At 65.6% G+C, this 12,720-nt stretch carries 10 protein-coding genes; 1 reads left to right on the top strand and 9 read right to left on the bottom strand.

Translation table 11 applies throughout. The features are described 5' to 3' along the window. Position 1 precedes the first annotated feature (1 nt). The 4 genes from infB to rimP form a co-directional block, all read right to left on the bottom strand. Positions 2 to 2,716 (bottom strand): translation initiation factor IF-2, encoded by a 2,715-nt coding sequence (gene infB, locus AB7008_RS00250; protein ID WP_028155407.1) that lies wholly within the window; start codon positions 2,714 to 2,716, stop codon positions 2 to 4. Between the two features lie 70 nt (positions 2,717 to 2,786). Continuing rightward, complete coding sequence (locus AB7008_RS00245) at positions 2,787 to 3,470, bottom strand: RNA-binding protein (RefSeq protein ID WP_304492162.1); 684 nt, start codon at positions 3,468 to 3,470, stop codon at positions 2,787 to 2,789. 23 nt (positions 3,471 to 3,493) lie between these two features. Then, complete coding sequence (nusA, locus tag AB7008_RS00240; RefSeq protein ID WP_014490968.1) at positions 3,494 to 5,104, bottom strand: transcription termination factor NusA; 1,611 nt, start codon at positions 5,102 to 5,104, stop codon at positions 3,494 to 3,496. A 2-nt stretch (positions 5,105 to 5,106) separates the two neighbouring features. Further along, a complete protein-coding gene (gene rimP, locus AB7008_RS00235) occupies positions 5,107 to 5,865 on the bottom strand; it encodes a ribosome maturation factor RimP (RefSeq protein WP_304492161.1) in 759 nt (252 codons plus the stop codon). A gap of 384 nt (positions 5,866 to 6,249) precedes the next feature. Here rimP and AB7008_RS00230 point away from each other — a divergent pair, with 384 nt between their 5' ends. Beyond that, entirely contained in the window at positions 6,250 to 7,332 is a 1,083-nt protein-coding gene (locus tag AB7008_RS00230) for a DUF2336 domain-containing protein (protein ID WP_304492160.1), read from the top strand. 75 nt (positions 7,333 to 7,407) lie between these two features. On the opposite strand, the gene AB7008_RS00225 is transcribed toward AB7008_RS00230, so the two are convergent. The 5 genes from AB7008_RS00225 to AB7008_RS00205 form a co-directional block, all read right to left on the bottom strand. Then, positions 7,408 to 8,118, bottom strand: a complete 711-nt coding sequence (locus AB7008_RS00225; RefSeq protein ID WP_304492159.1) for a tRNA (guanine(46)-N(7))-methyltransferase TrmB — start codon at positions 8,116 to 8,118, stop codon at positions 7,408 to 7,410. Next, the gene (locus tag AB7008_RS00220; RefSeq protein WP_304492158.1) at positions 8,115 to 9,272 is read right to left on the bottom strand and encodes a M20 family metallopeptidase; all 1,158 of its coding nucleotides are present in this window, start codon (positions 9,270 to 9,272) and stop codon (positions 8,115 to 8,117) included. Before AB7008_RS00220 ends, AB7008_RS00225 begins: the two co-directional genes overlap by 4 nt. A gap of 84 nt (positions 9,273 to 9,356) precedes the next feature. Beyond that, positions 9,357 to 9,770, bottom strand: a complete 414-nt coding sequence (locus AB7008_RS00215; RefSeq protein ID WP_008131807.1) for a helix-turn-helix domain-containing protein — start codon at positions 9,768 to 9,770, stop codon at positions 9,357 to 9,359. A 220-nt stretch (positions 9,771 to 9,990) separates the two neighbouring features. Beyond that, a complete protein-coding gene (gene lnt, locus AB7008_RS00210) occupies positions 9,991 to 11,604 on the bottom strand; it encodes an apolipoprotein N-acyltransferase (protein ID WP_028155401.1) in 1,614 nt (537 codons plus the stop codon). Then, the gene (locus AB7008_RS00205) at positions 11,601 to 12,719 is read right to left on the bottom strand and encodes a hemolysin family protein (protein WP_248880630.1); all 1,119 of its coding nucleotides are present in this window, start codon (positions 12,717 to 12,719) and stop codon (positions 11,601 to 11,603) included. Before AB7008_RS00205 ends, lnt begins: the two co-directional genes overlap by 4 nt. Position 12,720: the final 1 nt, after the last annotated feature.

The raw sequence follows: 12,720 nt of genomic DNA, 5'->3' as shown, positions 1-12,720 counted from the left end.
CTTACAGGGAGCGCTGGATCGTCTCCACGCGATAACACTCGATCACGTCACCGGCACGCATGTCGTGGTAGTTCTCGAAGGCCATGCCGCACTCCTGACCGGACTGCACTTCCTTCACTTCGTCCTTGAAGCGCTTCAGCGTCGACAGCTTGCCTTCGTGCACGACGACGTTGTCGCGGATCAGGCGCACATTGGCGCCGCGTTCCACGGTGCCGTCGGTGACGCGGCAGCCGGCAACCTTGCCGACCTTGGAGATGTTGAAGATCTCCAGGATCGAGGCATTGCCCAGCATGGTTTCGCGCAGGGTCGGCGCGAGCAGGCCGCTCATCGCCTTCTTCACGTCGTCCACGAGGTCGTAGATGATGTTGTAGTAGCGGATCTCGATGCCGTTGCGCTTGGCGGCCGCGGCCGCCTCCTTGTTGGCACGAACCGAGAAGCCAATGATCGCGGCGTTGAAGCCTTCCGCGAGCGTCACGTCCGATTCCGAGATGCCGCCGACGCCGGCATGCAGGATGCGGGCAGCGACTTCGTCGGTGCCGAGCTTCTCCAGCGAGCCGAGGATCGCTTCCAGCGAGCCTTGCACGTCGGCCTTGATGATCAGCGGGAATTCCTTGCGGCCCGCCGTCTTCAATTGCGACATCATCTGCTCGAGCGAGCCGCGCATGCCGGAGATTGAGGCAGCCGCGTTCTCGCGCTTCTGGTGCGCGCGGTAGCTGGTGACCTGGCGGGCGCGGGCTTCGTTCTCGACCACCGCGAGACGATCGCCGGCTTCCGGCGGACCGTTGAAGCCGAGCACCTCGACCGGCACCGAAGGACCCGCCTCCTGCACGGTCTCGCCCTGATCCGAGATCAGCGCGCGGACGCGGCCCATCTCGGCGCCGGCGACGATGATGTCACCGACACGCAGCGTGCCGCGCTGGACCAGCACGGTCGCGACCGGGCCACGGCCGCGATCGAGCTTGGCTTCGATCACGGTGCCTTCGGCCGGGCGATCCGAATTGGTCTTGAGGTCGAGGATGTCGGCCTGGAGCGCGATCATCTCGAGCAGCTTGTCGAGATTGGTCTTGTTCTTGGCGGACACTTCGACGTCGACGACTTCGCCGCCGAAGGATTCGACCTGCACCTCGTGCTGGAGCAACTCGGTGCGCACGCGCTCGGGCTTGGCATCGGGCTTGTCGATCTTGTTGATGGCAACGATGATCGGCACCCGCGCCGCCTTGGCGTGGTTGATGGCTTCGATCGTCTGCGGCATGACGCCGTCATCGGCAGCAACCACCAGCACGACGATGTCGGTCACCTTGGCGCCGCGGGCGCGCATCGCGGTGAACGCGGCGTGGCCGGGCGTGTCGATGAAGGTGATCTTCTTGCCGCTTTCGGGCGACAGCACCTGATAGGCGCCGATATGCTGGGTGATGCCGCCGGCCTCGCCGGAGACGACGTTGGCATGGCGGAGCGCGTCGAGCAGCGAGGTCTTGCCGTGGTCGACGTGACCCATCACGGTCACCACCGGCGAACGCGTCTCGGTGTCGGTGGAATCGTCGACCTGGTCGAACAGACCCTCTTCGACGTCCGACGCGGCGACGCGCTTGACGGTGTGACCCAGTTCTTCCGCGATCAGCTGCGCCGTGTCGGCGTCGATCACATCGGTGATCTTGTGCATCGCGCCCTGCTTCATCAGCATGCGGATGACGTCGACCGCGCGCTCGGCCATGCGGTTGGCGAGCTCCTGGATCGTGATCGCTTCCGGAATGATCACCTCGCGGATGAGCTTTTCCTTCGGCTCGTTCGAGGCGTGACCCTTCAGGCGCTGGGTCCGGCGGCGGAAGGAGGCAATCGAGCGCTCGCGCACGTCGTCGGCATTGAATGCGGTGACGACGGTCAGGCGGCCGCGCTCCTTCTGCGGACCGGGCTTGTGGGTGGTCTTCGGGGGCGGCGCGGGACGCGCAGCGCCGCCGGGACCGCGGCGGATCTGGCGCGGACCCTCGTCCTCGTCCGGTCCGGCTGCGACAGCGGGGGCGCGACCCACCGGGCCTCCCGGCCGCTGCGTGGTCGTTCCGGGCCGCGCCGTCGTTGTTCCCGGGCGGGCCGTGGTGGTGGTGCCAGGCCGCGCCGCGGGCGCTCCGGGCCGCGGTGCAGGAGCAGGTGCGGCCGTCGTCGTTGCCGTCGTTGCAGGGCGTGCCGCGGATTGCGGCTGCTCGCCTTCGCCAAAACGCTTCTTGGCCTCGGTTTCGGCCTTGCGCTTGGCTTCCTCTTCGTGGCGGTGGCGCTCTTCCTCGGCCTTGCGGCGGGCTTCGGCAGCCTCGCGCTCGGCGCGCTCGGCGCTTTCGCGGACAGCGCGGCGCTGGGCCTCTTCCTCGGCATGGCGGCGCTCTTCGACTTCGCGCACCTTGGCATCGGCCAGCGCGCTGGCGCGGGCGGAACGTTCGTCCTCGGTCAGCGTGCGCAGCACCACGCCGGAGCCGGCGTTGCGCGGCGGTGCCGGGCGCGCGGGAGCGGGAGCAGACGCGGCCGGCGCCGGCTTTGCAACAACCGTGGGAGCCTGCGGCTCGGGGCTGCCGTCAACGCGGCGCTTGCCGCGCTTCTCGACCACGACCTGCTTGCTGCGGCCATGGCTGAAGCTCTGGCGGACAGTGCCCGTTTCGACGCGCGGCTTGAGCGATAGCGTCTTGCTCGGAACGCTCAGCTTCTTGTCGTCAGGGGTCTTGGTATCAACCATTCAGTAGTCCTAATCCTGATCTGTTAGCATTGTGCGTTGCCGCACCGTCCTATCGGGTCGTCGTTGTCTCTCAGAAATCCTGGCCGGGCTTTTCGGCAGTCTTGTCATCGTCCGCCATCCGGTATCGGACCAGCATCTGGCTACGTGACAGGAATGACTTGCTCGCCGGGCCCGCGAGCAGGGCAGCATGTATCACATTTGACCGGGTAAGTGCCAAATCCAATTCTATCGATTTCAGCGCAGTGACGACGGGAATCTGCGGCTTGGCGCCGCGATTCTCGTCATTTTGACGTGCCAGCATGTCTAATTTGCGGATTCCGTCCGCGGCCCCGTCGCTGGCATGGATCAGGACCTCGACCGTGCCTTCCCGCAGGGCGCTTTCGACCTTGCCGAAGCCGGCAACAATCTGGCCCGCCTTGGCGGCAATCCCAAGGGCTTCCGTCACGCTCCGAACCAGGAGCGCCTCGATGTCGGTGGGAAGCGTCTGGGGAGTGCGCAGCTCGCGCTTGAAGGCCTTGCTAAATTGGTGACGCCGCACGGCTTCCGCAACCACCTCGCGCGAGGCGGTAACCCACATGCCGCGTCCGGGCAGCTTGCGCTTGAGATCGGGAACTATGTCGCCTTGCGGCGAAATGACGAAGCGGATCAGCTCGTCGATAGGCCGGACCTCGCGACTGACCGCGCACATCCGCATGGTCGCGGACCTTTCGGTCCGCGGTCCATGGTCGAGATCGTGGTCAGTATCAGCGAGCATCCGGGCGACATTCTCCTTCGTCCTTAAGCCGGCTGATCTTCGGTCGCCTCGGCCTCTTCGGCGGGCTTCGCGAGATCGGCTTCGGTGATCCAGCCGGCCTTGACGCGGGCCTGCATGATCATGGCTTCGGCATCGTCACGGGAAATGTCGATACCGTCGAGCGCACCAGGGAATTTGGTCTGCTCGCCGCCTTCCTTGCGCTCGGTCCAGCCGACCAGATCGTCGGTGGCGCAGCCGGCGAGGTCCTCGACGGTCTTGATGTCGTTCTCGCCGAACTTGACCAGCATCTTGGAGGTGACGCCGGGCACGTCCTTGACGGCGTCCTCGACACCGAGCTCCTTGCGCTTGGCCTCGATCTCGGCCTCCTGCTGCTCGAGATATTCGCGGGCACGGTTCTGGAGCTCCTGCGCGGTCTCCTCGTCGAAGCCTTCGATGCCGGCGAGTTCCTTGAGGTCCACCATCGCGAGCTCCTCGACCGAGGTGAAGCCTTCGGACGCCAGCAATTGGCCGACCACCTCGTCGACATTGAGCGATTCCATGAAGACGCGGGTGGAGTTCTCGAAGTCGGCCTGGCGGCGCTCCGATTCCTCCTGCTCGGTCAGGATGTCGATGTCCCAGCCGGTGAGCTGCGAGGCCAGACGCACGTTCTGGCCGCGGCGGCCGATCGCCAGCGAGAGCTGGTTGTTGGTGTCGGGCACGACGACCTCGATGCGCTCGCGGTCTTCGTCGATGACGACCTTGGAGACTTCGGCCGGCGCCAGCGCGTTGACCACGAAGGTCGCGATGTCGGGCGACCACGGGATGATGTCGATCTTCTCGCCTTGCAGCTCGTTCACCACCGCCTGCACGCGCGAGCCGCGCATGCCGACGCAGGCGCCGACCGGATCGACCGAGGAATCGCGGGAAATCACGCCGATTTTCGCGCGCGAGCCGGGATCGCGGGCCACCGCCTTGATCTCGACGATGCCGTCATAGATCTCAGGCACTTCCTGCGCGAACAGCTTCGCCATGAACTGCGGATGGGTGCGGGAGAGGAAGATCTGCGGGCCGCGGGTCTCACGGCGGACGTCGAAGATGTAGGCGCGGACGCGGTCGCCGTTGCGGAACACTTCGCGCGGCAGCATCTCGTCGCGGCGGATGATGGCTTCACCGCGGCCGAGGTCGACGATCACGCTGCCATATTCGACGCGCTTGACGACGCCGTTGACGATGTCGCCGATGCGGTCCTTGAATTCCTGATATTGCCGGTCGCGCTCGGCCTCGCGCACCTTCTGCACGATCACCTGCTTGGCCGATTGCGCGGCGATGCGGCCATATTCCAGCGGCGGCAGCGTATCGGCGATGGTGTCACCGACCTGGGCGCCGGGATTGGCGCGCTGCGCATCCACCAGCGAGATCTGGTTGGAATGATTTTCGACCTTCTCGACCACCAGCATGTGGCGCGACAGCCGCAGCTCGCCCTTCTTCGGGTCGATCTCGGCATGAACGTCAGTCTCGCTGCCGTAACGTGCCCGTGCCGCCTTGGCGATGGCGTCTTCCATCGCGGCGATGACGATGCCGCGGTCGATCGATTTCTCGCGCGCAACGGCATCGGCGATCTGGAGCAATTCAAGTCGATTGGCGCTGACTGCCATGGCTAGTCTCCTTCGTCAGGCTCGATCTCGCCCCGCCGCGCGCGTTCGGCGGCCAGGCGGTGCTTCTTCGTATTGGTCGGGGCCGGCTTCTTCTTTTGCGGCTTGGTGTTCTTGGTGGTCTTCGCACTGATCTCCGCGTGCGGTGCAGCCGGCGGCTCGATGCCGAGATCGCGGCGCATCTGGCGCTCCTCGGCCTTGCCGCGGCGCATGGATTCCGCGATCAGCTCGTCGGTCAGCACCAAGCGTGCCTCACCGATGTCTTCCATCGTCAGGAGAACGTCGGGATTATCGCTCGCCTTGGCGTCGTCGCGACGCAGATGCACGCTGTCGCCCTGGACGGCACCGAGCGTGCCGCGGAACCGCTTGCGTCCCTCATGGGCGACGGCCATGTCGATCTTCACCAGATGGCCGGAATAACGCTCGAAATCCGACCGGCGTACCAATGGACGGTCAATCCCCGGCGAGGAGATTTCCAGCCGGTAGGCGCGGTCGATGGGGTCGGCGACATCGAGCACGGGCGACAGCGCCCGCGAGATCGCTTCGCAATCCTCGAGCTGCATCGAGCCGTCCGGCCGCTCGGCCATGATCTGCACGGTGCAGCCAGCCTCGCCGGAGATGCGGATCCGCACCAGGCGGTAGCCCATGCCCTCGAGCACCGGACCTGCGACCGCAGACACACGTGCCGCCACGCCCGGCTCGACCACGAGCCTCGGCTCGGCCAGCAACTCGGCATCCGTGGAACCAGTGTTCGGTTCGGTCATATCAGGGGTCAAGGCGCTCGATGGTTAAGGCTTGGTTAAGGACTTGAACAGGTCAGGATTTGCAGAGCCTGTCTCGGAACTCTTTATCCCGGCAGCTCGCCGGGCAGCTTATCTTCCACCAAGCCGCGTTCAGGTAATAAAAAAGAGCGGGTCCTTTCGGGCCCACTCTCACTACGCGGATCGTATGAGAAGATGAATTGGCGCTGATATAGCCCTTTCCGCCCTCCCGGACAAGGCCCATCGCGGGAAAGACGAGGCTTTTTGCACCCGGCCTGTGGCCCCCCGCGCAACGCTTCCTTCATCTAGCAGGCCTAAATTCCCTGATTGTGGGGCGGCTTGGACCAAGGGCGCACCCGCGGCGTGCCCTGTACGAGTTGCGTTTTCATGACCGCTGCCACGTCGCTCATTCCCGGACTGGACGAGATCGTCAAACGCGGCGACCCCCGGCGTCGTGGTGAGATCGCGCGCGCCATCGCCCAGCTGTTCTTCCAGGACGCTGAGAAGCTCCGTCCCGATCTCGTCGATCTCTTCGACAATCTGCTGATCGATCTCGTTCCGCATGCCGAGCTCGCCTCGCGCGTCGACCTCGCCGAGCGCTTCTCGCGCCTGAACAATGCGCCGCCGCATCTGGTGAGCCAGCTCGCGCGCGAAAACGAGATCATGGTGGCGGGCCCGGTGCTGCGCCGCTCGCCGGTGCTCGACGACGCCGCGCTCGTCGAGATCGCGCGGCTGAAGGGCCAGGGCCATCTGCTGGCGATGACCGAGCGCCCCGCACTGTCGGCAGCCATCACCGATGTGCTGGTCGAGCGCGGCGATCGCGACGTGGTGCGTCGCGCCGCGGGCAATGCCGGCGCGATATTCTCGCAAGGCAGCTATTCCGAGCTGATCAAGCGTGCGTCGCAGGACGGCGTGCTGACGCTCAAGATCGGCCAGCGCAACGATCTCTCGGGCGAGCACCTGAAGCAGCTGCTCGACGGTACGCTCGACGTCATCCGCCGCCGCCTCTCGAGCGTGGTCAATCCCGTGCGCCAGGTCGAGATCAAGCGCGCCATGGCGGCGATCGAGGAGGCCGCGCTGCCGCCGGGGCCGCGGCGCGATTTCTCGGCGGCACAGCGCACGGTGCTGACCCTGCATCGCGAGGGTCATCTCGGCGAGAGCGCGCTGCTCGGCTTCGCCAAGGCGCTCAAATACGAGGAATCGATCGCCTCGCTCGCGGCGATGTCCGGCGTCCGCCTCTCGATCCTCGATCGCCTGGTCGCCGGCGACCGCTACGATCCGATTCTGATTCTGGGGCGCGTGCTCAATCTCGGCTGGCCCACGGTGCGCGCGCTGATCCTGATGTGGTACGGCCCGCATCGCACGCCGGCCGATGCCGATCTCGAGCAGGCGCGCGTGAACTTCACGCGCCTGATGCCGTCGACGGCCGAGCGCGTCGTGAAATTCTGGCGCAACCGGCAAACGATCTAATCAAAGTACGGATATTCGTCGTCATGGCCGGGACTAGCCCGGGCATGACGCTTGCGGAGGGACAGCGCGAAAAATTTAGACCCGCCTGAAGCGCAAGTAAGTCGTCTTGCGCCCTTCGCGCGTGGCCTTCCGGCCGTAGCGCGTCATGGTGTAGCCCGCCCATGGCTGCCGGAAATCGTCGGCGCATTCGGCGAGCCACTGAAAATCCTGCGACCGCGCCAGATGCATCAGCGTCCAGGCGCAGTAATCGTCAATGTCGCAGACGAAACGGAATTCGCCGCCCGCCTTCAGCACGCGTGCCATCGCAGCGATGGTGCGGTCCTGGACGAAGCGCCGCTTCCAGTGCCGCCGCTTCGGCCAGGGATCGGGATGGATCAGGTCGATCCGCGACAGCGATGCCGGCGGCAGCCAGGCCAGGAGCTCGGCGGCATCGCCCGCGAACAGACGGATGTTGCCGATGTTGGCGGCCTCGATCTGCGCGAGGATCTTTGCCATGCCGTTGACATAGGGCTCGCAGCCGATGAAGCCGGTCGTGGCGAAGGTCTGGGCCTCCGCCGCAAGATGCTCGCCGCCGCCGAAGCCGATCTCGAGCCGCACATCGTCCGCCGCGGGATCGAAGATCTCGTTGGCATTCGCCGGCTTCTCGCCCGCGATGTCGAGCGCAAGATGCGGCAGCAGATGATCGATCAGCTCGGCCTGGTGCTGCCTGAGCTTGTGGCCCTTGCGGCGCCCGAAGAAGGCGCGCTCGCTGTCATCGCGATCGGGATCTGATTTGCGTTCGCTCATCGCAGCGTCTGGTACAGGCGATGGAGCAGCCGCGCGCGGGGTTCGAGCGACGAGACGTAGATCTGCTCATAATGGGTGTGCGCGCCCTTGCCGTCGACGCCGAGTCCGTCGAGCGTTGCGGTGTGCGCGGCGGTGAAATTGCCATCCGAGCCGCCGCCGGTGTGGGTGTCGACCAGCTCGAAGCCGATCTCGGTGGCAAGCGACTTCGCGTGCTCGTACAGCGAGGCGCCTGCATTGCTCTTCTCATAGGGCGGACGGTTGAGCCCGCCCGTGACCTTGACGGTGACGCCATCCGTCTTCGATGTCAGCCCGAGGATCTTGCCGACGAACTCTTCCGCGTCGGCAAAGCTCGGCACGCGCAGGTCGACTTCGGCATAGGCCTCCTCCGGCGTGACGTTGGGGCGCGTGCCGCCGCGCGCCACGCCGACATTCACCGTAACGCCGCGTGCCAGATCGTTCATCGCTTCCAGCGCCAAGATGACGTTGGCAAGCTCGCGGATCGCGCTGCGGCCATCCTGGGGCCGCGTGCCGGCATGTGCGGGCACACCCTTGATGAATACTTCGAATCGCCCGACGCCCTTGCGTCCGGTGACGATCTTGCCGCCGTCGCGCGCTGGCTCCGTCACCAGCACGTATTTGGCCTTGCGCCCTTCCGCCTCGATCAGCTTGCGCGAGGTCGGGCTGCCGATCTCCTCGTCGGAGGTGAACAAATGGGTGATGCCGAGCGGCGAGCGATCGCCGGCGGCGCAGAGCGCGCGAAAGGCGTGATGGGCGATATAGGCGCCGCCCTTCATGTCGTAGATGCCGGGACCGAACGCGCTGTCGCCTTCGACCTTGAACGGCAGGCGCTCGATGAATCCCATGGGATGAACGGTATCGAGGTGGCTCAACACCAAAATGCCCGGCCGGTCCTGGCCCCAGGTCGAGCGTGCAGCGAGATGATCGCCGCAGCCATCGACGCCGGCGACGCGCTCGAGCGTGACCGGCAGATCGCGGTATTGCTCCGCGACCACGGAGATCAGCTTGTTGACCTGTTCAGGTGTGTCCGTCGGCGTCTCGATCTCCACCCAGCGGCGGATGCCATCGAGAATAGTTTGTGAATCGAACCAATTGGACTTGGTCATGAACGCATCTGTGCCTTTGAACCGCATCATCGAAGAGGGCGCGCGCGAAACGCGGCCGCAAATGACGACATAGGCCAGATTTGGCGCAGTCTCAAATCGGATTGAGCGGTCGCGTCAGCGTTTGTCGGGACCTTCGCGGGCGGCGATCTGCTCGACGAGATCGACGATCGAGCGGCGCATCTTCGAATCAGTGATTCGGGTGAACGCCTTGGTCAAGGCGAGACCTTCGGAGGTCGCGAGGAAGTCCGAGACATAGGAAGGCGAGGCGCCTTCGGCGAAGCCGTCCGGGCCAGCCACGCCGCTCGGTCCGCCCTCGAACAGGAACGACACCGGCACCTGCAGAATCTCGGCGATCTGCTGGATGCGGCTCGCGCCGACGCGATTCGTGCCCTTCTCGTACTTCTGGATCTGCTGGAAAGTCAGGCCCAAAGCTTCACCAAGCTTTTCCTGGCTCATGCCCAACATGATGCGGCGCATACGCACGCGGCTGCCGACATATTTGTCAACAGGGTTGGGCGCTTTCGACATTTCCTCAGCCTCCAAACATCACCTTCGGCGCAATCACAAGAATGCCTCCGGTGCCAGCATCGTCAAAATCAAACCCTGTTATTGGGAAACATTGCGGAGAAATTTAGCAACGCCCGCTGTCTTTCGCAGCGAATGCAGAATGAGGAACCCGTGTGCAGTCTGTCAACCGTGGGACTACGGTTGTCAAAGGATTCCAGCCGCTGCTGCGGCGAGCGCGTGATCAGGGGTGCCGTTTGGCAACACGTCGGCGGACCGCCAGAATCACGGCCAGCGCAACGAGCATGGCTGCGGGCACGTCGCCCACCCGCGCATAGACGGTCGGCGGGATTGCAGCAGGCAGGTTTGCATCCAAAATACCTTCGACGCCGAGGCCGAGGCTGGCAACGGTTCGTCCCACCGGATCGATCACCGCTGACACGCCGGTATTGGCGGACCGGACCAGCGGCAATCCGAGCTCGATCGCACGCATCCGGGCCTGCTCGAGATGCTGATAGGGACCGGTCGACACGCCGAACCAGCCGTCATTGGTGAGGTTGACGATCCAGCCCGGACGCTCATTGCGGCCGGCGACCTCGCCTGGAAAAATTGCTTCGTAGCAGATCAGCGGCAGCGCGGGCGGCGCGCCGGGCACCGCTAGCGCATGTCGCACGCTGCCGGGAATGAAGCCGCCGCGCACGCGCGTGAGTTGCTCGAAGCCGAGCTTCTCCATCAGGTCCTGGTAGGGCAGGAATTCGCCGAACGGCACGAGGTGCAGCTTGTCGTAGACCGAGAGCACGCTGCCGTCGTGATCGATCACGTAGATCGAGTTGTAGGCGCGCGTGATCGGCGTGCCCCGCGGCAGGTCGGGGGCGCGGACCGAGCCCGTGATCAGCACCGTGCCCTTCGGCAGCAACTCCGCGATCTGCGCCATCGCGTCGGCTTCGCGGGTCAGGAAGAACGGAAAGGCGGATTCCGGCCAGATCAGGATGGTGGCATCGCGCACGCCGGTGGATTGCGGTCCCGAGGCGCGGTCCGACAGCGCCAGGTATTTCTTCATCACCTCCGCCTTGGCGGCGTAGTTGAATTTCGCGTCCTGCTGGAGGTCCGGCTGCATCAGGCGCAGCTTCACACCCGCGACCATCGTGGTCGGATGCAGCGACAGGCGGATCGCGCCGAAGATGCTCATGACAATCAGAAGTGCAATCGCAGCCGCCGGCGCGCGCCACGCCGGGCGGCGATCGGGCGTGCGGTCGATCAGCGCCGCCGGGCTTGCGAAGATCGCGACGCTGAGGAACGTCATGCCCCACAGGCCGATCAGCGACGCCGTCTGCGCCAGCGGCAGCGGCTCGGACAGGGCATAGCCGAAGGCGTTCCAGGGGAAGCCGGTCAATGCGTGACCGCGCAGCCATTCGGCGATGGTGAGGCTCGCGGCGAGCGCGAGGATGCGCGTCGCATCCTTGGTCCAGAGCAGGCGGGCCAGCGCGAATCCGATCGCGGTGAAGATGGAGAGATAGGCCGGCAGGCCAAGCACGGCGAACGGCGTCAGCCACGCGAACACGTCGGCGTCGACGAAGAAGGCGTAGCCGATCCAGTAGAGGCCGGGGACGAAATAGCCGAGCCCGAACCAATAGCCCGTCAGTGCCGCGGCGGGGACGCCGCGATATCGTCCGGCGCCCGCGCCGTCGATCAACCAGACCAGCACCGGGAAGGTGATGAACAGCACCGGAAAGACATTGAACGGCGCCAGCGCCAGCACCGACAGCGCACCGCATCCCATCGCAATGAGCGCACGCTTCCACCCCCAGGTGAGGATGATGGCAAGCGCAATCTGCCGAAACCGCTGGAACGAAGTCACTGCGAACCGGTCCCGTCGCTTGGCGGCGGGACGGGCGTGTCGGTGGAAGGCGGTTGACCGCTCTCCGGCGCGGCCTCGCGGCGGCGGCTCTCGCGCTGGGTACGCGGCGCGGGGCGCTCCTTCCGTGTCGAGATGCGCAGCCGCTTGACGCGGCGCGGATCGGCATCGAGCACCTCGATCTCGTAATTGCCGGGGCCGGAGATCACCTCGCCGCGCACCGGCAGGCGCCCGACGAAGCTGACGAGATAGCCGCCGAGCGTCTCGACTTCCTCACCCGCCTCGCCGGTGACGAAATCCTCGCCGATCACCGTGCGGACGTCGTCGAGGCTGGCGCGGGCGTCTGCAATGAAGGCGTTGTCGGGCAGGCGCACGATCGAGGGCGGCTCGTCGCTGTCATGCTCGTCGTCGATCTCGCCGACGATCTGCTCGACGATGTCCTCGAGCGAGACCAGCCCGTCGCTGCCGCCATACTCGTCGACCACCAGCGCCAGATGAATGCGCGTCGCCTGCATCTGCGCCAGCAAGTCGATCGCCCGCATCGACGGCGGCACGTAGAGCAGCTTGCGGATGATGCGCGCATCCTGCAGCGGTAGCGCCAGGTCGACCGTACGCAGGTCGAGGCCGGCCGGCAGCGGCTTCTTGCGCTTGGTCTTCGTGGCCTCCGACACCCGCGCGCGCGCGGTCATGAAAGCGAGCAGATCGCGGATGTGGACGATGCCGACGGGGTCATCCAGCGTCTCGTTGTAGACGACGAGGCGCGAATGGCCGGCGCTCTCGAAGCGGTCCATCAATTCGCCGAGCGGGATGTCGCGCTTCACCGCGATGATGTCGGCACGATGCACCATGACGTCGGCGATGCGGCGCTCGTGCAGACCGAGGATGTTGCGCAACATGGTGCGCTCGACGGTCGAGAAGCCGGTGTCGTCAGGCGTCGTGGCGTCGAGCACGACCTGGAGATCGTCGCGCACCGATCCCGCCTTCCAGCCGAACAGGGTGCGAATGGCACGCAGCAGCCAGCCTTCCGCGGTCGGCCGCATCACCTCGCCTGATGTCACCACGACCGGCAAATTGGCGGTATTGCGCGGATTGTCGTGAATAGGGTCGGAATCGGGCATC

The organism is Bradyrhizobium sp. 521_C7_N1_3 (genome assembly GCF_052075975.1).
In the GTDB taxonomy this organism is placed as follows: Bacteria; Pseudomonadota; Alphaproteobacteria; order Rhizobiales; family Xanthobacteraceae; genus Bradyrhizobium; species Bradyrhizobium japonicum.
Note: the sequence above shows the minus strand (reverse complement) of the source record. Positions and strands in the feature narration are given on the sequence as shown.

Excerpts from the sequence above, each read along its gene's own strand:
- infB (WP_028155407.1), bottom strand. The coding sequence starts at position 2,716 with ATGGTTGATACCAAGACCCCTGACGACAAGAAGCTGAGCGTTCCGAGC.
- AB7008_RS00245 (WP_304492162.1), bottom strand. The coding sequence starts at position 3,470 with ATGCTCGCTGATACTGACCACGATCTCGACCATGGACCGCGGACCGAA.
- nusA (WP_014490968.1), bottom strand. The coding sequence starts at position 5,104 with ATGGCAGTCAGCGCCAATCGACTTGAATTGCTCCAGATCGCCGATGCC.
- rimP (WP_304492161.1), bottom strand. The coding sequence starts at position 5,865 with ATGACCGAACCGAACACTGGTTCCACGGATGCCGAGTTGCTGGCCGAG.
- AB7008_RS00230 (WP_304492160.1), top strand. The coding sequence starts at position 6,250 with ATGACCGCTGCCACGTCGCTCATTCCCGGACTGGACGAGATCGTCAAA.
- AB7008_RS00225 (WP_304492159.1), bottom strand. The coding sequence starts at position 8,118 with ATGAGCGAACGCAAATCAGATCCCGATCGCGATGACAGCGAGCGCGCC.
- AB7008_RS00220 (WP_304492158.1), bottom strand. The coding sequence starts at position 9,272 with ATGATGCGGTTCAAAGGCACAGATGCGTTCATGACCAAGTCCAATTGG.
- AB7008_RS00215 (WP_008131807.1), bottom strand. The coding sequence starts at position 9,770 with ATGTCGAAAGCGCCCAACCCTGTTGACAAATATGTCGGCAGCCGCGTG.
- AB7008_RS00205 (WP_248880630.1), bottom strand. The coding sequence starts at position 12,719 with ATGCCCGATTCCGACCCTATTCACGACAATCCGCGCAATACCGCCAAT.